Below are 20,769 nucleotides of genomic sequence, written 5' to 3'. Positions count from 1 at the left end.
AAGCCGGTAATGTGTCCAGCATTACCGACTTCAGTAACTCCCTCATTAGTAGCGTAATGATTGCCCCTCACTGAGGGGCCAGGGAGAGTTTTGCTTTTTTCTCATTCAAAAGCGATGGTAAATTATGAAAAAAACGACGACAACACGCAACTTTTTTGCGCTGATTATGAAAGTTACCGGTGTCCCTACTCTGTTGGTTCTGCTGCTTGCCGGCATGGCGTATGGCCGTACCGGACTGGCGCAGGAGATGCTGAACCGCCCCGTCACGGTCGAAGCGGACCGGCGGGAATTACGAGTTGTTCTGAATCAGTTGGAAAAATCGGCCCGGGTGCGGTTTTCGTACGTGCCGGCCCTGATTCGGGATCACAAAGTGAGCGTAGCCGCTCATAACCAGCGACTCAGCGAGGTATTGGAGAAGTTGTTGCGGCCACTCCGAATTCAGTATTCGGTGGCCGGTGGGTATATCATCCTGAACCGGGAAACCGACCCGGCCGGGTTGAACAACCCATCCGCTTCGCCGGAAGGAAATGAGTATGCCCAAATTTCGCAGAAAATTTCCGTACCCGTTGAAGAAACCATTTCCGGTAAAGTAACCGGCGAAAACAATGAGGTGCTGCCCGGCGTCAGCGTCGTGCTGAAAGGCACCACCCGGGGAACCACCACCGATGCGGAGGGTCAATACCGCCTGACGGTTCCGGATCGCAAAGCCGTACTGGTTTTTTCCTTTGTGGGTTTCACCAGCCAGGAAATCACCATCGGGAACCAGTCGATCATTCACGTGACGTTGCAACCCGACACCAAATCGCTGAATGAGATTGTGGTAGTGGGCTACGGCACGCAGAAGAAAGTGAACGTTACCGGTGCCATTTCAATGGTAGACGGTAAAAACCTGAAGCAGGCCCCCACAACCCACGTCACCAACACGCTGGCGGGTCGGGTGGCCGGTGTAATTGCCGTTAACCGGTCGGGAGAACCGGGTTCAGAAGGGTCCGATCTGTTTATCCGGGGCCGCAGCACACTGGGTGATAACTCCCCGCTGATTGTCGTCGACGGCATTCCGAGTTTGCTGGGCGGTCTGGACAAACTCGATCCCAACGACATTGAAAGCGTGTCGGTGCTGAAAGATGCCTCGGCTTCCATCTACGGGTCGCGGGCGGCCAACGGAGTTATTCTGGTGAAAACCAAACGGGGTAAAACCGGCAAACCCACCATCGATTACAGTTTCAACCAGGGTTTTGTGTCGCCCACCCGCCTGCCCGAAATGGCCGATGCGGCTTTATACGCCCAGTTGGTCAATGAAATCCAGGAATACGCCGGTGGACAACCCCGGTTTACAGCGGACGACATCACCAAATTTCGCGACGGTTCCTCTCCGTGGACACACCCCAACACCAACTGGGTCGATGCAGTGATTAAACCTACGTCGCTGCAAAACCGCCAGAACCTTTCCCTCCGCGGAGGAAGCGACAAGGTGCGCTATTTTGTGTCGTTGGGAACGCTTTTCGAAGATGCGGTCTACCGCAACAGCGCCACCAATTACAAACAGCAGAACCTGCGGATCAACCTCGACGCGGATGTGAACGAGTATGTCCGTCTGACGTTCGATGTGCAGGGACGGCACAGCAACAAGAATTATCCGCCCGTTAGTGCCAGTTCGATTTTCCGGTTTTTGCTGCGCGGACGGCCCACCGAAACCGCTGTCTGGCCCAACGGTTTGCCCGGTCCCGATATTGAACAGGGGAACAACCCGGTGGTGACCTCGACCAACACCAGCGGTTACAACAGGCACGACATCAACCTCGGAAATATCATCTTCGGTTTCAACATCAAAATACCGGGTGTGGATGGCTTGTCGGTGGATGGAAACCTGGCCGCCAGCAAAGAACTGACCCACAAGAAAAACTTCATAAAACCGTGGACGCTTTACACCTTTGGCGGTTTCGACAGCCAGAACAATCCGATTTTGAACGGCGCCGAGCGGGGTGTGGTCAAACCGCAGTTGACGGAGACCTTCGTACACGAACAGCAGGTGACATTCAACGCCAAAATCAATTACAACCGCGCTTTCGGACTGCACAACCTGAGCACGTTCGTGGCCTATGAGCAGAACGAACAGAAAGGCAACGATTTTTACGGTCTTCGGAAATTCTTCATTTCACCGATTGTCGATCAACTGTTTGCCGGTGGACAGGACGAGCGGGAAGTGAGTGGAAAAGCCTTTGAAGCTGCCCGCCGGAATTACTTCGGCCGGGTTTCGTACCAGTACAACGACAAATACCTGTTTGATTTCAACTGGCGGTATGACGGCTCGCAAAACTTTCCGAGCGACCGGCGATTCGGGTTTTTCCCGGGTTTTTCGGCGGGTTGGGTCATTTCCAATGAAGGATTCTGGAAAAATAACGTCAACACCGTCAGTTTCCTGAAAATGCGGGGTTCGTGGGGGCAGATGGGGAACGACAAAGTGTCCAGTTACCAGTACCTCAGCATCTACGGTTTCGACTCCGGCACCATTCCCGGGGCCATTTTCGGCAACAACCTGAGCTTGAATTCGGCCATTTATCCGGTTCGGATTCCCAACCCGAACATCACCTGGGAAGTGGCCAACACCTTTAATTTCGGCCTGGAAAGTCATTTTCTGAACGGTGCGCTCACAGTTGAAGCGGATTATTTCAATACCAAACGGTCGAACATCCTGATTCCCCGCACGGCCTCCGTTCCGGATTATACCGGTATGGTGTTGCCCGACGAAAACCTGGGAAAGGTGCGAAACCGGGGCTTCGATGCGCAGATCAGCTACCGGAAAACCTTCGGGAAAGTAAAATTCGACTTGGCCGGAACGGTTTCGTATTCCCGCAACAAAATCCTTTTCTGGGACGAATCTCCCAATGTACCAGACTACCAACGCTATACCGGCTCCACCATCGGATCGAAACTATATTACGATGCCATTGGCGTCTTCAAAGACATCGATCAGGTTAACAGCACCCCACGGGTTTCGGGAGCGCGGCCGGGCGATGTAATTTTTCGGGATGTCAACAGCGATGGAAAAATCGACGCTCTGGATCAGATCCGGGTCAACCAGTCGGAGTTCCCCAACCTGACCTACGGCCTGAACCTGGGTGTTCAGTATGGCGGTTTCGATCTGAACATGCTCTGGCAGGGCGCCGGCGATGCGAACCAGTATGTCCGGACGGAATCGGGATTGATTGGAAACTTCCCGCGCGAATACGTCGAAAACCGCTGGACGAAAGAGAATCCGAGTGCTACGGTTCCGCGGGTGTTCGACAACCGGGAGTACTGGATCACGCAGCAAAATACCTACTGGCTCTACAACACGAACTACCTCCGGCTGAAAACGCTGCAAATTGGCTACACCATTCCGGCAACCTTTACCCAAAAGCTAAAGGTGCAGAATCTGCGGTTCTACGTGAGCGGGCAAAACCTGCTGACGATCGATAAAGTCAAGCTGTTCGATCCGGAAGTGCCCAATGGATCGGGGCAGTATTACCCGCAAATCAAAATCCTGAACGCCGGCGTTAGCCTGAGCTTTTAATGAACTCTGCCATGAAAAAACTAACCAGAACCATAACCGCTTCTTTTTTGATCCTGATGCTGTCAGGAACGATGTCGTGTCAGGAGGATTTCCTGGAACGAAAACCGCTCGACGCCATCAGCGATGCCGACGTATGGAAAGATCCCGCCCTGGTTGAAGCCCTCGTCAACGACTTCTACGCCCGCATCTGGGACCCGTTCCGCGACGACTGGAAGGTGATGCATACCGCCGTTACGGACGAGGGCATGTACATCCGGGATAAAGGCACCGACGTGATTGTCAAAGGCACCTTGACTCCCGAAAACATGGGTTCGCTGACGCAATTTGGCCGCTGGAACGATTATTACAAGAACATCCGCAACTGCAATATTTTTATGGAACAGATTGCCGGCGTTCCGTTCAAAGACGAAACCCTGCGCAAACGGCTAACGGGCGAAGTGTTCTTTCTGCGGGCCTATTATTATTTCAATCTGGTTAGCTACTGGGGCGGTGTGCCGCTGTTCAAAGAAAATTTTGATCTCAATGACAAGGAAGGAATGCTGATTGCGCGCAGTTCTTTTGCCGACTGCGTGGCGGCAATTGTTGCCGATTGCGACCAGGCCATCGCGCAACTGCCCGAAACCTACAACAGCGAGAACACGGGCCGGGCCACGAAGTTTGCCGCTATGGCTCTGAAATCACGATTGCTGCTTTATGCCGCCAGCGATCTGTACAACAAACCGGGGAATACCAACGCCCTGATCGGTTACACCGACGCCAATCAAACCCAACGGTGGCAGGCGGCCAAAGCCGCAGCCAAAGCGCTGATCGACAAACCGGGTCCACACCGGCTGTATACGCCAACCGATTCGTCCGCCGAAAACTATTCGCGGGTGTTTCTGGATAATCACAATCCGGAAATTCTGTTTGCCAAATTGCACAACAAACAGTTGAGCGGCACCTCCGTCGATCTCTGGAACGGCCCCAACGGCTACCACAACTGGGGTGGAAACGTGCCACTGGAGGAATTTGTCAGCGGTTATCAACTGAAAGACGGCAGCGCATTTAGCTGGGCCAATCCGGCGCAGGCGGCTCAGCCGTATGCCAACCGCGATCCGCGTTTTTACGCATCCATTCTCTACAACGGCGCCATCTGGCGAAAACGGCCCGCCGACGCTGCCGCGTCCGACCCGAATGGCGTTATTCAGACGGCCAATGTGGAACGCTGGAACAGCGCAACGGGCAAGGTGGAGGTGGTGCCGGGGGTTGATACGCGCAACAGCCCGGTTGAAAACTGGAATGCCACCACGACCGGGTATTATACCCGGAAGTTTCTGGACAAGAATGTCGATGGCCAGTTTTTTCGGGGAGATCAACCCTGGATTATGTTCCGATATGCCGAAATACTGCTGAATTACGCCGAAGCCTGTCTGCGGCTGGGTGAGGAAGCCGAAGCGCGGACTTACCTGACGATGGTGCGCAAACGCGCCGGTATGCCCGCCGTTGGCGCTTCCCTTGCGGGTGCAGCACTGCTGGATCTGTACCGGTATGAACGCAAGTACGAACTGGCCTTCGAGGGACACCGGTTTTTCGACGTCAGACGCTGGGTGATTGCCGAGCAGACGTTCAACAAACACGCAACCGGTATCGAGATTCTGGGCAAACTGAACCCCGACCGAACCACGCTCACCTACCAGTATAAAGTGGTACAGGTGGCCACGCGGGCGTTTAACCCGAAAGCCTATTTCTCTCCCATTCCGGTGGCCGAAATCCGCAAAAATGCTAAACTAGTCCAGAATCCGCTGTATTGATCGATCGAACCGGCTTGCGGAACGGGCTGAATGAATCCTGTTGTCCGGAAGCCGGTCAAAACCAACCCCTGAAGTATGTCCATTAACCGACGATCGTTTCTCGAAAAAGCCTCAAAAATGGGTGCACTGGGTGCGCTTTCGCCCACGGCACGCGGGGCGGTTTCACCGGCTGACAGTAAAAAAAACGCTTTTGTAACCGGTCCTTATCTACAAAATGTCGGCCCTTCGGAGGCAACCGTGATGTGGGTAACCCAAAACAACAGCCTGAGCTGGGTCGAATATGGCGCGGGCAACAGCCTGAGTCTAAAAGAATACCGGTATCGCAACGGCCACGTTGAAGCGAACAACAAAATCAACAAGATTACGCTCAATGGGCTGAAACCCGGCACACTGTATAAATACCGGATCGTGTCGTCCGAAATTCTGGATTTTCAGCCGGCCAAAGTCACCTACGCCGAACCCATCAAAAGCCCGGTTTATAGCTTCAAAACGCCGGGACTGAACGACGAGGAAGTAAAGCTGGTTATTTTTAACGATATCCACGACCGTCCGCAGACCATCCCGCAACTGCTGTACCGACACGGTTACACCGGCAACCGAAAGGATTTTGATTTCATCGTTTTCAACGGCGATTGTTTCGATAATGTCAACACTGAAAAGCAGGTATTCGATCATCTGCTGAATCCGTGTGTCGATCTTTTTGCGCGCGAAATTCCGTTCATTCTCACGCAGGGAAACCACGAAACCCGGGGGGCTTTTTCCCGAAATATTCCCGATTATTTTGCCTATCCGACCGAGAACTATTACTACGCCTTTACGCAGGGGCCGGTGCGGTTTGTGGTGATGGATTCGGGCGAAGACAAAACTGATGACAACTGGGAATACAGCGGTTTGGCGGCTTATGACGCGTATCGGGTGAAGGAACGCCTTTGGCTGGAAAAAGAAATCGAAACGGAAGCGTTTAAAAAAGCCCCGTTTCGGGTAATCCTGATCCACATTCCGCCGTTTCATTCCGGCGACTGGCATGGGCCGCTCCACAACCGCGAACTGTTTGCTCCCCTGTTTGCAAAGGGCAAAGCCGATCTGGTGATTTCGGGTCATACGCACCGGTATGGCGTTCATCAGCCTGATGCAAACCACCCTTATCCCATCATTATCGGCGGAGGGCCACTGGAAGGCAACCGAACGTTGATGAAACTACACGCCAATTCGAAAGAGCTTACCCTGCGCATGATTCGGGATGATGGCGAAGAAGTCGGAAAATACGCGGTTAAACGAACCAAAATGTAAACGGAATCAGGTTCGGTGACAACGCGTCTTCCAGTCGAACACGCTGTCACCGAACCTGATTCCGTTTGCTTTTACCGGTCCCTTCCTACCCGATTCAATACCCCGGATTCTGGGTAATTTTTGTCGGGTTGATGTCGATCTGGCTCTGCGGAATGGCAAACACCAGGTTATTTTCAGTCAGATTGGTCTGGATGCCGATGGCGGCCGCCTTGGCTCGCAGCACCGGCAACGCCCGGCCCGTGCGCACCAGGTCGAACCAGCGGTGGCCTTCGAATGCCAGCTCAATCCGCCGTTCCTGCTCCAGGGCCAACCGCATGGCGGCTTGTGTTCCGGCATCGGTGGCGGTTTTGGCGGCCAGTCCGGCGCGTTGCCGGATGCGGTTCAGGAAGGGCAACGCCTGGGCCGTATTGCCGGTTTCATTCAGCGCTTCGGCATACATCAGCAAGACATCGGCATAGCGCAAAACCGGCCAGTTGTCTTCCGAATCGCCGGAAATAACGGGCGCATCACGGTATTTGCGAACAAAATTATAGTCTACCCGCACCCCACTGGCATTGGTGTAACTGGTCGCCAGCGATACATCTTTCCGCAAATCACCGGGTTCATAAGCCGCGATCATGTCGGCCGTGGGCTGGTTGTTGCCCCCACCCCCAAACTGAATCACCGCGTTGCCCGAGTTTTCGGGCGCATAGGTATTGGCAAAACCGCTTCCCTCGCCGATGCTGCCTTTTTTGTACTGGACATCAAAAATTGATTCTTTATGATTCTTGGCGGATGCCTGGAAAACACTGGCGTAACTGGGCAGCAAATCGTAGGTTCCGGCGTCGATCACTTCTTTCAGTTTGGCCGCGGCTTCGGCATACCGCCGTTGGGTCAGATATACTTTTCCCAACAACGATTTGGCCGCTCCGCGCGTGGCCCGGCCCACATTGGCTCCGGTATAACTAACGTCCAGAACCCCTTCCGCATCCGTTAAATCCTGAATGATCTGCGCATACACGTCCGCAACCGGTGTGCGTCCGTAATTATAGCCTTCCTGCGGGTCGACCACTTCCTGAACCACCAGCGGAACATCGCCAAAAACCCGGACGAGGTTGAAATACATCAACGCCCGCAAAAATTTCGCTTCGCCCACGATGCGTTTTTTCTGGTCTTCGTTCATGGTCACCCCCGCGCTCCGGTCGATGATGGCGTTGCAGCGGTAGATGCCCCGGTAGCCGTCGCTCCAGCGGGTGGCCACGAAGGGATTGGTGGTTCGCATGTAAAATTTATCAAACTCGTCCTGATCCGTTACCGAACCGGATAATACGGGACGGGTATCGTCGGACGGTATTTCCGCCACCACGTAATACTGACCATACTGACCGCCGGACTGCAAAGCCCCGTAGGCTCCGTTCAAGGCATTCAGCAGGTCGGAACCGGTTCGGTAGAACGTCGCCGTGCTGGCCTGTGAAATGGGCGACAAGGCTAGGAATTCATCCTTACAGCTTGTCAACACAAGGCTCAAAAAGGTGATATACAAATAGTTCCGTTTCATGGAAGAGTGAGATTAAAGACCAATATTTACGCCAATTGTGTAGGTACGGGCCAGCGGGTAACTGCCGTAGTCGACTCCACCGGTCAGCGGACCTTCATACCCGCTTACCTCCGGATTGTAGCCCAGGTATTTCGAGATCGTCAGGGCGTTCTGCACCCCGCCATACAACCGCAGACTTTGCACCTTCACACGCTGAATCAGCGTTTTCGGAATGTTGTAGCCCAGCGTAATGTTCCGGATGCGGAAATAACTGGCATCTTCAACCCAGCGCGACGAAATGGCGTTGTTGTTTCCCGTCGTACGCGTGTTGGCGCGGGGCGTGGTGCCATCGCCGGGTTGCTCGGGTGACCGCCAGCGGTTGAGTGCCGTGGTCAGTGAGTTGGCATTTCCTTCGAGGTTTTCATAAAACCGGCGTGACAGGTTCAAAATGGTCGAGCCCTGAACGCCCTGAACCACGATGCCCAGATCGAACCCTTTGAAACTGAATGTATTGGTCATGCCGTAAATGAAATCCGGCTGGTTATTGCCAATCAGCGTCCGGTCGTTGGCATCCACTTTTCCGTCGCCGTTCACGTCTTCGAATTTGACATCGCCCGGCTGCGAATCGGCAAAGTGGGGATACGAATCCAGGTCGGCCCGGTCGCGGAATACGCCGATTTGCCGATAGCCGAAGAAGCTGCCCAGCGGTTGGCCAATCATGGTGATGTTCGACTCACCAACCCCCGTACCGCTGCGGATGGGGTCGCCGGTGGGTCCCAGTGCCAACACGGTATTGCGGTTAAACGAGAAATTCAGATCCGTCGTCCAGCTAAAGGCGCCCGTCAGGTTCCGGGTGTTCAAGGCCACTTCAAGCCCTTTGTTCTCGACTTTACCAATGTTTCTGACGGCCGATGAAAAACCGGTCAGGGTCGGAACCTGCACGGCCAGCAACAAATCGGTCGTGATGCGTTTGTAGTAATCCACCGTCAGGAAAATGCGGTTACTGAGCACGCCCAGTTCAAGCCCGATGTCGGTTTGCCGGCTTTTCTCCCACGTCAGGTTGTCGTTCCCGATGGAGCTGACCGCCAGACCGTTGGCCAGTGCGTTGCCCAACACGTAATTGTCCGGGCCCAACAGCCCCAGTGACGGGTAGTTGCTGGTAAAGGCATTGTTTCCCGAAATCCCGTAGCTGGCTTTGAGTTTCAGTTCCGAAATGACGCGGTTGTTTTTCAGGAAAGACTCTTCCGATACGCGCCAGCCCACCGAAGCGGAGGGGAACGTACCCCAGCGGCTGTTCATGCCAAACCGCGATGAGCCATCGCGCCGGAAAGACGCATTGAGCAGATAACGGTCTTTGAAAGAATAAGCAACCCGGCCAAAATACGACGCCAGCGACCATTGATCCCGGAAATTGCGGCCCGCCTGGGTTCCGATAATCGTCCCCGCATTCACCGTCCGAACCAGGTCATTCGGGAAGTTGTTGGCATCGATCCGGCTGCGTTCGAAATCATTCTTCTGACTTTCCAAACCCACCAGCACTTCGAACCGGTGTGTTTCGCCGATTTGCCTGGTATAGTTTAAGGTATGGTTGGTCACCCAGTTCAACTCCTGGAGATTTTCCGCATAGGCTGAGTTAGCAGTCGGCGGCAACAATTGATTCAGCGGCAGCGACGAGGTCTGGTAGTAGTTCTGCCGCGCATGCCGCACATCGCCACCAATAGTACCCCGATACAGGATGCCAAATGGCAATTTCACCTCGGCATAGGCGTTGCCCAACAGACGCGTAGTCCGCAGTTTGTTATCGATTTCGAAGATGTTGGCAACCGGGTTGGTTATGCCCGGCCAGTCGTAGGGAGCTGCGTAAAAAGCCTGAGAGTTATAAACGGACGTTCCAGGCTGGTAGATCGGTACGAAAGGCGGCAAACTCAATGCGGCATTGATCACCCCGTTGCTGGCCCAGTGCCCGTCGGTATTGACCCGGTCTTCCACCGAAAAAGACGGGCTTAGGCTGATCCCCATTTTCAGGTACGAGGTAATCTCGGCATCGATGTTTGTCCGGACAGTGTACCGGTCGATCCCCGAACGCTTGACAACGCCATCCTGTTTCAGGTAGTTACCCGACACCATGTATTGCACTTTCTCGCTGCCCCCCGATGCCGTCAACTGGTAACTGCTGATGGGCGCATTCTGAAAAATCATATCCTGGTAATCGTAGGTTGGCAAACTGCCCGGATCATCGAAATTGACTCCGGCAAACTCCCCGCGCGGATACCGATACCGCTGACCAGCCGGACGGGCCGAGTTGGGATCCGTAATGGCAGCACCAGCCACCCGCTGGAGGTAAGCATTGTTGAAGGCTTCTTTGGAAAACTCGGCAAACTGCTGGGAATTCAGCATGTCCATTTTTTTGGTAATCTGCTGAACGCCGGTGTAGTAATCGAAATTTACCCGCGCCTGGCCCGATTTCCCACGTTTGGTGGTGACCACCACTACCCCGTTGGCTCCCCGCGAACCGTAAATGGCCGTCGCCGATGCATCTTTCAGGATGTCGATTTTATCGATATCGTTCGGGTTCAGCAGGTTCAATCCCCCGCCGTTGGCCAGATCACCCGAGTTCAGCGGTTGCCCGTCGATGACAACCAGCGGCCCGTTGCCGGCACTGATCGAACCCAGCCCCCGGATTTTGATGGATGGGCTGTTGCCCGGCGCTCCGGTATTTTGCTGAATCAGCACCCCCGGCAACCGGCCTGTCAAGCCTTCGACAATGTTCGGAACCGGCTGATCCTTGATATTTTTGGTACTGATCGACGCAATCGATCCGGTTACATCCCGCTTTTGCTGCGTTCCATACCCCACCACCACCACTTCATTCAACGTCTGGTCCGACGGTTTCAGCGTTACGTTGACCGTCGACTGGCTGCCCAGCGGAATTTCCTGCGTCAGATAGCCGATGAAGCTGAACACCAGCGTTCCGCCTTCATTCGGTACCGAAAAAGCAAAATTACCGGATGCGTCGGTCGTTGTACCGCGGGTGGTGCCTTTCAGCGCCACACTGACCCCCGGCAAACCGTCGGCATTTTCCTCCGCCGTGACACGGCCCGTCACCCGGCGCTCCTGAACGGTAATTTCCAGCGGTTGCCGCATCAGCAGGGCCGATGTAACGGCAAGATCCAGGCGCTCATCCGGTATGGTTCCCGGCCGCGACTGCACCAGTTGGCTGTTTTCCAGGGGCGCAACGAACGGAGCCAGCCGGCTCGTGGCCTCATCCGCGTCGACGATCACATAATAATAGTCATCGACTTTGCGGAAAGTCAGGTTGTTGGGTTTCAAAACCGCTTTCAGAACCGCTTCCCGGTCGGCCGTAGCCGGCAACGGCAGGCTCACCGTTTTGTCGCGCAGGGTTTTCCGTTGAAAAGCGAACTTGATGCCATATTTCTTTTCCAGGTCGCGCAGCACGTCACTCAGCGACCGGACCGTTGGGTTGCCGTTTCGGGCATTCCGGGGAAATTCCTGTATCAAATGGGGATGCCGGGGAATCGTGTTCGATGCCAGCATCTGCGCTTCAGCCGTGGTCGTCAGACACCACAGGCCCAAGATCGCCAGTCGGATTCGGGTTGGTAGGGATTTATTCATTTTTGTAATTGGATAAAACGATTTGATTGTCCTGTTTATCAATTCGCAAGCGAAAGGTTTCGGCAATCAGCCGAATCAATAACTCCGGTTTGTTGGCCGGTACCGATCCCGTAAAGGGTTCATTGAGCAGGTTTTTGTTGGTAATTGCGACGGTGAGTCCATACTCATCATTCAATCGCTGGACAATTTCGGCCAGACGTTCCTCTTCCAGCACCAATACATTGTCGCGCCAGGCCACGTAGCGCCCGGCATCGACCCGCTCCCGGCGGAGGGCGGTTTTGCCGCCCGTCGTTTCCACCAGATCACCCGGCTGCATCAGCACATCGGGTTGTTGCTGCAATGCCAGCTTCACTTTTCCTTCCTGCAAGACCACCTGCGTGCGGGTCCGGCGGGTGTTTACGTTGAAGCGCGTACCCAACACCACCACGTCAGCAGCACCCGTATGCACCACGAACGGCATCCGTCGGCCCAGCGGTTTTTTGCTGACGTCAAAGAATGCTTCACCCGTGAGATGTACCTCCCGGCGCCCTTCCGTCTGCCAGTCGCCCGACATTTGCAGAATGGAATTAGCATTCAGCGTCACGACAGAACCATCCGGCAAAGTCACCGTCTGAATCTGACCGTAAGCGGTTTTGTACTCAATCGGCAAAGTGGTTCCATCATACAACCACCAGCCCATGCCGGCCAGCAACAGCAGGGTAACGGCAGCCGCATACCGGTAAAAAACCGGTCTGAAAAACAGCCGCTTCGGTTCGGGTTGCTGAGCAAGCTGCTTCAGGCGGAGTCGTTGAAATGACTCCACTACAACACTTTCGGGCAGTTCCTGCCAGGTAGACTCCAGACCCATCACCAGCAAGCGGGCCTGCTCGATGGTGCTTTGCTGCTGTGGATAGAGGGCTTTCACCGACTCCCAGAACTGATTCGTTTCTGACGTTGGGGCCACTATCCACGCCTGAAAGTCGGGGTCCCGGGCTAGGTCAATGGATTCGAGGGTAGCGTAGTATTCCTGCGGTTTCATGCCGTGTTGAAGGATCAATTAACGGTAAGAGCAGAAACCGGGGGCTTTGTAGTATGAACGGAGGAAAAATTTGTAAAAAAAATGAATCAGCGATTCATAAGCAGACCCAGCAGGAGCATTAAAACCGGCCAGTTGGTCTGCAGACGTTTGCGAAGGGCGGTTAGGGCCTGGTACAATTGCGTCCGGGCGGTGTTGTAGGTGATGCCCATCACGGCGCAGATGTCATCGTAACTCAAATCCGTGAAGTACCGCAAATACAGGATTTCCTGCTGCCGGGGCGACAAGGTCGTGAAAGCACTCTGAATGTGTTCGTGCTGTTCCTGATTCAGTTTGTCCTCCAGCAGCCGGTCTTCGGCCGAAGGCTCGACCGGCAATAAACCGAATTGTTCTTCCACATCGGTTTCGGCAAACCGGCGCTGTCGCTCGGCGAGTTGGGTCACCAATCGGTTGCGGAACGCTTTCAGCAAATAGGATTGAACGGATTGTGGCTGTGTCAGCGTCTGGCGATACTTCCACAAGTCGATGAACACGTCGTGAATGGCATCCTCGGCGGTGGCCTGATCGGCCCCAAAGCGCCGACCGTAGTTGATCAGATGCCGGTAATGTGCCGAATACAAAGCCGCAAAAGCCGACTCACTTCCCTCCCGGAAAGCATTCCAGTGCATCAGGTCGTTCGAGGTGTCGGGGCGGGCGTTCATCAGTCGTGTGCAAACTAACCTGCAAAGGCAGAAGAGGAGCAAACTTAACCGATTCCTGCAAAATTTGGTATTATTTGCGGATAAATTTGCGTTGGGCGTCTTGCTTAAAAACGCCTAGATTTGCAGGCAATGCTCCGGACAGGCTTTCCGTCGCAACGACGGTCCTGCACTTTTGGGGTATTGCCTGCTCCTTTTATGACACTACGCGAAGCCCAGGACACGGTCGATGCATGGATTAAAACCATCGGCGTCCGCTACTTTAACGAACTCACCAACATGGCCATGCTCTCCGAAGAAGTCGGCGAAGTGGCCCGGATCATCGCCCGCCGGTATGGCGAACAATCGGAAAAAGAATCCGACAAAGACAAGGATCTCGGCGACGAAATGGCCGATGTCCTATGGGTACTAATTTGCCTCGCTAATCAAACCGGTGTTGACCTAACGGCGGCATTTCAAAAGAATATGGAAAAGAAAACCAGCCGGGATGCAAGCCGGCACCTTGAAAATGAGAAGTTGCGGTAAGGCTAGGCATCCGGCCGGTTTTCCTGGTTTAAACACACCAATTGGTAAGTAATTATCCCGTTATTTATACGGTTTTAAAATCTGATGCCCTTCTTTCACCAGGGCTTCCGCGGACTTTTTGGAGACCACCCAAAAAAGGGTCTCACTTTTATGTTTAACGACTGAAAATTCCTTTCCACCGTCGCGAAACAAGCGGTTACAGGCCCGCATAGCATCAATTTGATTGGTGTACTGATTGTCCTGGGATTCATGCAAAGCTTTGGCAAGTCGTCTCAATCGAAGGTATGAGCGAATGGATTCAAACATGGGAAACGGAGGGCTAGTTAATTTTAAAGTTACACGTTAGAGTAATTTTACTCATAAATTTAAAAATACTCAAACAATTCAGGTGCCAATGTAACCAATATGGCCAAAAATGGTAACATAAGACACTAGAATGCTAATATCCTGCACTTCTCCAATCAAAAAATCAGGCTTGTTCGGCCCTCCTCAGTGGCGCCGTTGTGTTCATAAAACGAGACGAAAATAGGGCCATTCTAGCCTCTGAAACCTATTTTGTCGAAAATGAGACAAAGAATGTCTATTTTGAGCTAACAGCAGTCTCTCACAAATCCCGACTTTTACGCCGTATTCCCAGCGCGTCGAAACAGCAGGAGTATTTTTTCTCAACTAAAAAAAACAGCTCACTATCACATGAAAAAACTTTTTACCATTCCATTGCTGGCTCTGCTCTTTCTGACGGGCTGTGGCGACAACGACGACACGGTTGCAGTTGCCCCGACCTATAAAGGAACCGAACAGTCACTGGGCAATGGCAAGGCCTATTCCTGGGTGAAATTTACGGCCGACAACAAACCTACTTCCATTGGATTTACCCTCACCAAAGGGGCGTTGGACAACCTGCCACACGGCGGAGTGGCGCTGGTGTTGAGCCTACCGGCCGAAGCCGTCGGCAAAACGCCCTTCGACCACATCATGCTCGATTACCTGCACACCGGGCATGAACCGCCGGGTGTCTATGACGTGGGCCATTTCGACATGCACTTTTACATGCAGCCCCTGGCCGAGCGGAAAGCCATTCCGGTTTATGAAGCCGCCAAAGCAAAATTCGACAATCTGCCGGCCGCCGGGTATTTGCCCAGCAACTATATTCGCCTGCCGGCCGGTGTGCCGGAAATGGGCGTTCATTGGGCCAACCCTGCATCCCCCGAACTGGCGGGTACGGGCAAATTTACCGAAACGTTAATTTTTGGTTCCTACGACGGCAAAGTCACCTTCATTGAACCGATGGTTACGCACGAGTTTTTGAAGAGCAAACCTAATCTTGCCAAGAGCGTGCCGGTTCCTGCCAAGTTTGCCAAGGCGGGTTACTATCCGATGCAATACACCATTAAACAAGTAGGAGACGACATCCAGGTGAGCCTCGAGGGTCTGATGATGATGCAATAGCGGTTATTCGTTCGGCCGATTCCGGTTCGTCTCTTTTTCCAGATCGTAATCCTTTTAATACATTATATGAAAAAACTTCACTTGACGGTATTCCCGATTGCCCTTCTTTGCGTGTCTCTTTTGGCCGGTTTTACCAAAAATGAAGGCCCGCCGAAAAAAAATAACGTGGTCGCCCCTCAATCGGATGAAGCCACAATCAAGCGGGGGAAGTATCTGGTTGGCATTCTGGGGTGTCAGGATTGCCATTCTCCCAAGCGGATGGGCGCCCAGGGGCCGGAGGTCATTCCGGAATTGCATTTATCCGGTTATCCGGCGGATCGGCCGGTTGGGAAGGTGGTGCCGGAGGCCCTGAAAAATGGCTGGATGCTGTTTGGTCCCGATGGAACGTCGGCCGTTGGTCCCTGGGGTGTTAGTTTTGCGGCTAACCTGACCTCCGACGCCACGGGAATCGGTACCTGGACCTACCAACAATTCAAAACGGCACTGACCCAGGGCAAATCCAAAGGCATTGCCACGGCCCGGCCGCTGTTGCCACCTATGCCTTGGTTCAACTATACCGACATGGCGGAGGAAGACATTCAGGCGGTATTTCAATACCTGAAAAGCACCAAACCGGTCAAAAATGCCGTACCTGCTCCCATCGGCCCCGATAAGCTGAATTGATCAAAACGGGGAGGGCTTGCCAATGCCCTTCCCGTTTTTCTTTTCCTTTCTCACCAGAAACGAATAAACAAATAGGCAATAATCAGGATCAACCCGGCAAACAGGTAGATGCGTTGGGTGATTTGACGCCGTTGTTTGACGATCCACAGCAAAATAAGACTCAAACCCAGAGCCCATAGCGTACCATCCATATTCCTTACCGGTCTTTAAAGGTGCTTGTCTTAGCAAAGGTAAGAAAGAAACCGACTCAAAGGTTGGCTTAACATTTCGCGGTGTCCGGTAGTTAAGAACGTATACCAGACATAAACCCATGAAAAATCTAAGTGACCTTTCGTTTGATGAGATTCAAAAAATGTATGCTTATGCCATCAACCTGGCGGCTGCTTATGTCAAAGATGCCGAGAAGCATTACAAAGCAGATGAAAAAGAAAGAGGAGATGACTTTACGTCTGCTGATAAAGAATGGACGGAATACGCCCGAATTCTGGATCTGGAACTCCAAAACCGGATCAAGTCGGCGGTAAACATCCAAACCCCGCAACCACAGCCGTTTATTTAACCGGCCGAACAACAAAGTCCCCTGATCGCACCAGTGTGGTCAGGGGGCTTTATTGTTTGTAGATATTCATCCAGGCATTTGAGAGCGATGGCATTCAGTCAGGCAGAAGCCGTGGCAGAAAATGCTTAGCGCAGGAAATGGACCGCTATCATCGCAATGTGAAGCAGCAGATTAACGGTGAAAAGCTGGACACAAAACCGGACGGACAACAGGCCCAGGTTGGACACCAGGACGCCGAAGAAACTAACCACCGCGACACCGGCAAAAATGTCGCTGTAACCGAAATCAAAATATTGAAAAACCAGCAGCGAAGCCGGCGTTATGACGCAACTCTGGATGATCAGCAGGGCCACCATGACCGTAAACCGGTAATCGCCGGTTTCCAGAACATTGATGGCACGGTTATACCGGGTGCGCCAGTTTAAGTGAGTGGGCTGATCGGCAACGGAATGGGCGGGAAAAGCGAGTTTCGTGTTCATCGTCGTAAGGAATAATTGATGACACAAAAGTCGCTGCGAAAAGACCGCCCGGGAATGAGATCCGTTAGCCAACCGGCTGATCTGTGCTTTGCCGCGAATTAACAATCCTCACGTCAAAAACTGACGAATGTCATGGCGAAGGTCCGGGCGAACCAGCAGCTTTACGGAAAATATGAATACGATGGAACCGCTAAAGAATTCAATTGCCGATCTGGAAATGTATCAACTGGAAAATTGTCATTCCGAAAACAAGCGGTGGGCCCTTACCCTGACGAGCTACGAACAGGAAATTGAGCAGTTGATGACCCTCCTGGATGATGTTTTGGAGCAATTCAACCACCAGAATCTTCGCCAGCGCGCCTTCGATTACCAACAGAGCCTGAACCGGCTGAAAGTGTGGTTTACGCGCCTGCATACCGACCTGATCTGCGACCGTTCTACCTGCGTTTCAGCCACACCACTTCCGTGCGGAGAGTCTCAGTTCGGCCGCTACAAGGCCATTCCCAGCCAGTTTGCCGGTTTATCCGACGAATTTTCCAAAATCAAAGCGGGTTGTTACCAGTTCCTGTCGGTCGTGGTTCAGTTGAATTTGATGTAACGTTCACGGATTGCACCCCTGTTTTCTACTGTCTGCGGGTTTCCGCCTGCCGCATGGGCATGCTGTCGATGATGCGGAATACTTCGCCGGGTTTGATCGGTTTTTTGAACGTGTGTTTTACCCCACCGTCTTTGCCGATAAGCCAGCCTTTGAAAACGTCGGATGGGGTTAACTGAAACGCATTTTTTACCAGAAACTGCCGGTCGGTTTCCGGCAGTTCGGCGGCAGTCAGCATGATTACATCCAGGTCGCGTTCATCCAGGCCAGCTTTTTCAGTTTGCAGGATTTTTTGCTGCTGCAAAAACGCAGGTTGCGCCGGATCAGTCCCATACACCAGCAAAATGCGCCGGTCGTTCCGCTTCTCATCCAGCACGGTTTTCAGAGATTTCTTTTGAAAACCGTTATTTTCTATGGCGCCAACCAGGGTCATACTGAGCAGTACTCCCATCAACCATACCATCTGCATACCGTCAAGGGTTTTAAGAGCCTCGGTTTCGGCTCACTACCCATAACCCTTTTTTAATCGAAGAGGTTTTCGGAACGTTCCAGCAACAGAATGGCCGACTGCGGAACGATGCAGTATTTTTCGCCTTCGTATTCCAGTTCGATGGCGTTGCGCTGGAGGTAAATGGCCAGATCGCCTTCCAGGGCCTGGAGTGGCATGTATTTCACTTTTTCTTCGGTTTCCTTCCAGGGTTCCTCTTCCGACGGCGAAGGAATCGGATACCCCGGTCCCACTTTGATGACGTAACCGCTCTGCACCTGTTCTTTTTCCGTTACGGTCGGTGGTAAATACAAACCGCTGTTGGTACGTTCACTCGGGTTTTTGGGTTTCACCAGCACCCGGTCCCCCACAACGATCAATCGTCTCAATCGGTTATCTGCCGTTATTTCCATGGTTGTCAATCAGTAGTCGTTTTTGCGCCGGTAACCGTCGCCAGCCACCCCGATCAATAATCAGGCTACCCCGGATTTTGCGACAAAATGTCAGCCTGCGACCGATCTCCACCCCCATCAGGGAACCGGATCATAGCCGCTGCCGCCCCACGGATGACAGCGCGCGATGCGCTTTAAACCCAGTTCTCCGCCTTTCAAAGCGCCGTATTTCTGCACGGCTTCAATCATGTACTGCGAGCAGGTTGGCGTATACCGGCACGAATTGGGCAGGTAGGGCGAGAGGGCGCCCTGGTAAAATCGAACGAAACCAATCAACACGGTTTTCATAATGGATAACAAGTCCTTCATTAAATCTTTTCTATCTTTGCTTGCAATCCGCGCCGGGCCAGCTCTTCAACCAGCCGGTTGGGCCGCAGAACTCAAACCCTGAGCCGCCGATGCGGGTCTATTTTTTAACACGTCACGAAATCGAATGCTCTCCTACATCATCTGGGACGTTAATCCCGAATTGTTTTCTATCGGCTCTTTCTCCGTTCGCTGGTATGGTCTCCTGTTCGCCCTCGGCTTTCTGTTGGGCCAGCAAATCATGCTCTACATCTTCAAACGCGAAGGCAAACCCATCAGCGACATCGATGCCCTGACCCTCTACATGGTCATTGCCACCGTTCTCGGTGCCCGAATCGGCCATTTTCTTTTCTACGAACCCGAAGTTCTGTTCAAAAACCCGCTGGAGGTGATTCTTCCCCCCTACCGCGGACTGGCCAGCCACGGTGCCACCGTCGGGATTCTGACCGGTTTGTGGCTCTATTCCCGCCGGAAATCCAGCCTGGCTACCCAACAGACGTTCCTCTGGGTGACCGACCGCATCGTCATTGCCGTGGCCCTGGGCGGCTGTTTCATCCGGCTCGGTAACCTGATGAACTCCGAAATTGTCGGTCGACCCACCGATGTTCCCTGGGGATTCGTCTTTGTTAACAACACGGAGTATCTACAGATTCCCCGCCACCCGGCGCAATTGTACGAAGCCATTTCGTGCCTGTTCATCTGCCTCTTTTTGTTCTGGTTCTGGAACCGCTACAAGCAGAATACACCCCGGGGCAGTTTGCTCGGCATCTTCCTGATCGGCGTGTTTGGACTGCGGTTTTTCTACGAATTCCTGAAAGAGGATCAGGTCGAGTTTGAAAAAACGCTGGCCCTCAATATGGGTCAAATCCTGAGCATTCCTGCCGTACTGGCCGGTATTTATTTACTGGTGGTGAGTTTCCGGAAACAAGCGGCTCTGCAGAGTTCCGGAAAAAACCGGTAGCCGTCGATATTTGTTACCGCTGACTCAATAATGAATACGTTGTAAACAGAATCCTTCTTTCTTTGCCCCAATTCCACCGGTGCCAGCCGGTTGGGGTAAAAAACTCTTGACTTAACCAATCCAATCTACGAATGAAACTGATCCAATCAGTGCCCGTTTTCCTATTGGCGGCTACGCTATTGATGAGCTGTGGTGGCAACAAAGAAGAAGAAAAAGCCGAATCATCGGACGATGACGGCACCTCGATTTCGGCCAGCGAAAGCGTCGATGCGCTGAAAAAAATGGCCGACCAGGCGGAAGAAATGCAGAAAAATGGCCCTGTCGAAACCGTCGATTTCCGCAAACTGAAAGAAATGCTCCCCGCCGATGCCGACGGTTTGGCCCGCAAGGAAGCCACCGGCGAGAAAAACGGCATGGTCGGTTTCAACATCTCCACCGCCAAAGGGGAATACCGCAACGACGACGATAGCCAATCCATCGAAGTGAACATCGTCGATGCGGGCGGCACCGGCGCTTTGATGGGCCTGGCCGCCTGGTCGATTATCGAAGTGGACAAGGAAACCGAAAACGGTTACGAAAAAACCACCAAGTTTGGCGACTACAAAGCCTACGAAAAATACGATAACGAAAGCAAAAACGGCGAAATTGCGGTATTGATCAACAATCGGTTCATCGTAACGACCAAAGGCAACGGCGTTGAGATGAGCAAAATCAAAGCCACGCTCGAAGACATTGACCTGAGCAAGCTGGCGGATTTGAAATAGATAAACGAGACAAGAGAGGTGAGACATGAGAATA

General features: G+C 53.1%; 20 protein-coding genes. 10 read left to right on the top strand and 10 right to left on the bottom strand.

What is annotated here, in order from left to right; all coding sequences use genetic code 11:
- The first annotated feature begins 124 nt into the window (after positions 1-124).
- From ACS5NO_RS05990 to ACS5NO_RS05980, 3 genes are all read left to right on the top strand, one after another.
- Positions 125-3,553, top strand: a complete 3,429-nt coding sequence (locus ACS5NO_RS05990) for a SusC/RagA family TonB-linked outer membrane protein (protein ID WP_439414285.1) — start codon at positions 125-127, stop codon at positions 3,551-3,553.
- 11 nt (positions 3,554-3,564) lie between these two features.
- The gene (locus ACS5NO_RS05985; protein WP_439414284.1) at positions 3,565-5,343 is read left to right on the top strand and encodes a RagB/SusD family nutrient uptake outer membrane protein; all 1,779 of its coding nucleotides are present in this window, start codon (positions 3,565-3,567) and stop codon (positions 5,341-5,343) included.
- A 75-nt stretch (positions 5,344-5,418) separates the two neighbouring features.
- Positions 5,419-6,633, top strand: a complete 1,215-nt coding sequence (locus ACS5NO_RS05980; RefSeq protein WP_439414283.1) for a purple acid phosphatase family protein — start codon at positions 5,419-5,421, stop codon at positions 6,631-6,633.
- A 94-nt stretch (positions 6,634-6,727) separates the two neighbouring features.
- Here ACS5NO_RS05980 and ACS5NO_RS05975 read toward each other — a convergent pair whose 3' ends face one another.
- The 4 genes from ACS5NO_RS05975 to ACS5NO_RS05960 form a co-directional block, all read right to left on the bottom strand.
- A complete protein-coding gene (locus tag ACS5NO_RS05975) occupies positions 6,728-8,170 on the bottom strand; it encodes a RagB/SusD family nutrient uptake outer membrane protein (RefSeq protein ID WP_114405554.1) in 1,443 nt (480 codons plus the stop codon).
- 12 nt (positions 8,171-8,182) lie between these two features.
- Entirely contained in the window at positions 8,183-11,782 is a 3,600-nt protein-coding gene (locus tag ACS5NO_RS05970; protein WP_439414282.1) for a SusC/RagA family TonB-linked outer membrane protein, read from the bottom strand.
- Entirely contained in the window at positions 11,775-12,800 is a 1,026-nt protein-coding gene (locus ACS5NO_RS05965) for a FecR family protein (RefSeq protein WP_439414281.1), read from the bottom strand. Before ACS5NO_RS05965 ends, ACS5NO_RS05970 begins: the two co-directional genes overlap by 8 nt.
- A gap of 86 nt (positions 12,801-12,886) precedes the next feature.
- The gene (locus ACS5NO_RS05960) at positions 12,887-13,498 is read right to left on the bottom strand and encodes an RNA polymerase sigma factor (protein ID WP_439414280.1); all 612 of its coding nucleotides are present in this window, start codon (positions 13,496-13,498) and stop codon (positions 12,887-12,889) included.
- 195 nt (positions 13,499-13,693) lie between these two features.
- On the opposite strand from ACS5NO_RS05960, the gene ACS5NO_RS05955 reads away from it, so the two are divergent.
- Positions 13,694-14,020: a nucleotide pyrophosphohydrolase gene (locus tag ACS5NO_RS05955; RefSeq protein WP_439414279.1), complete on the top strand. Its 327-nt coding sequence runs from the start codon at positions 13,694-13,696 to the stop codon at positions 14,018-14,020.
- 60 nt (positions 14,021-14,080) lie between these two features.
- On the opposite strand, the gene ACS5NO_RS05950 is transcribed toward ACS5NO_RS05955, so the two are convergent.
- Positions 14,081-14,326, bottom strand: coding sequence for a hypothetical protein (locus tag ACS5NO_RS05950; RefSeq protein WP_439414278.1), 246 nt, complete (start codon positions 14,324-14,326; stop codon positions 14,081-14,083).
- Positions 14,327-14,713: 387 nt separating this feature from the next.
- On the opposite strand from ACS5NO_RS05950, the gene ACS5NO_RS05945 reads away from it, so the two are divergent.
- A complete protein-coding gene (locus ACS5NO_RS05945; protein ID WP_439414277.1) occupies positions 14,714-15,469 on the top strand; it encodes a DUF5602 domain-containing protein in 756 nt (251 codons plus the stop codon).
- A gap of 66 nt (positions 15,470-15,535) precedes the next feature.
- Positions 15,536-16,132, top strand: coding sequence for a diheme cytochrome c-553 (locus ACS5NO_RS05940; RefSeq protein ID WP_439414276.1), 597 nt, complete (start codon positions 15,536-15,538; stop codon positions 16,130-16,132).
- A 50-nt stretch (positions 16,133-16,182) separates the two neighbouring features.
- Here the strand turns inward: ACS5NO_RS05940 and ACS5NO_RS05935 are convergent, their stop codons facing one another.
- Entirely contained in the window at positions 16,183-16,323 is a 141-nt protein-coding gene (locus ACS5NO_RS05935; RefSeq protein WP_439414275.1) for a hypothetical protein, read from the bottom strand.
- Between the two features lie 119 nt (positions 16,324-16,442).
- On the opposite strand from ACS5NO_RS05935, the gene ACS5NO_RS05930 reads away from it, so the two are divergent.
- Positions 16,443-16,691, top strand: coding sequence for a hypothetical protein (locus ACS5NO_RS05930; RefSeq protein WP_439414274.1), 249 nt, complete (start codon positions 16,443-16,445; stop codon positions 16,689-16,691).
- A gap of 125 nt (positions 16,692-16,816) precedes the next feature.
- Here ACS5NO_RS05930 and ACS5NO_RS05925 read toward each other — a convergent pair whose 3' ends face one another.
- Positions 16,817-17,170: a hypothetical protein gene (locus ACS5NO_RS05925; RefSeq protein ID WP_439414273.1), complete on the bottom strand. Its 354-nt coding sequence runs from the start codon at positions 17,168-17,170 to the stop codon at positions 16,817-16,819.
- Between the two features lie 127 nt (positions 17,171-17,297).
- On the opposite strand from ACS5NO_RS05925, the gene ACS5NO_RS05920 reads away from it, so the two are divergent.
- A complete protein-coding gene (locus tag ACS5NO_RS05920) occupies positions 17,298-17,768 on the top strand; it encodes a hypothetical protein (protein WP_439414272.1) in 471 nt (156 codons plus the stop codon).
- A gap of 25 nt (positions 17,769-17,793) precedes the next feature.
- Here ACS5NO_RS05920 and ACS5NO_RS05915 read toward each other — a convergent pair whose 3' ends face one another.
- The 3 genes from ACS5NO_RS05915 to yidD all read right to left on the bottom strand — a co-directional run bounded on the left by ACS5NO_RS05915 (position 17,794) and on the right by yidD (position 18,992).
- Positions 17,794-18,234, bottom strand: a complete 441-nt coding sequence (locus tag ACS5NO_RS05915; protein ID WP_439414271.1) for a DUF4174 domain-containing protein — start codon at positions 18,232-18,234, stop codon at positions 17,794-17,796.
- A gap of 53 nt (positions 18,235-18,287) precedes the next feature.
- Positions 18,288-18,665 carry a co-chaperone GroES gene (locus tag ACS5NO_RS05910; protein ID WP_138989479.1) on the bottom strand — a complete coding sequence of 126 codons (378 nt, stop codon included), beginning with the start codon at positions 18,663-18,665 and terminating at the stop codon, positions 18,288-18,290.
- 117 nt (positions 18,666-18,782) lie between these two features.
- Positions 18,783-18,992, bottom strand: coding sequence for a membrane protein insertion efficiency factor YidD (yidD, locus tag ACS5NO_RS05905; RefSeq protein WP_222930262.1), 210 nt, complete (start codon positions 18,990-18,992; stop codon positions 18,783-18,785).
- Between the two features lie 145 nt (positions 18,993-19,137).
- Between yidD and lgt the strand changes: the two genes are divergently transcribed.
- Positions 19,138-19,971 (top strand): prolipoprotein diacylglyceryl transferase, encoded by an 834-nt coding sequence (lgt, locus tag ACS5NO_RS05900; RefSeq protein ID WP_439414270.1) that lies wholly within the window; start codon positions 19,138-19,140, stop codon positions 19,969-19,971.
- A gap of 131 nt (positions 19,972-20,102) precedes the next feature.
- Positions 20,103-20,735 carry a transposase gene (locus ACS5NO_RS05895; RefSeq protein ID WP_439414269.1) on the top strand — a complete coding sequence of 211 codons (633 nt, stop codon included), beginning with the start codon at positions 20,103-20,105 and terminating at the stop codon, positions 20,733-20,735.
- Positions 20,736-20,769: the final 34 nt, after the last annotated feature.

The organism is Larkinella fluvii (genome assembly GCF_051857545.1).
GTDB lineage: Bacteria > Bacteroidota > Bacteroidia > Cytophagales > Spirosomataceae > Larkinella.
This window is presented reverse-complemented; position numbering and strand designations above follow the sequence as displayed.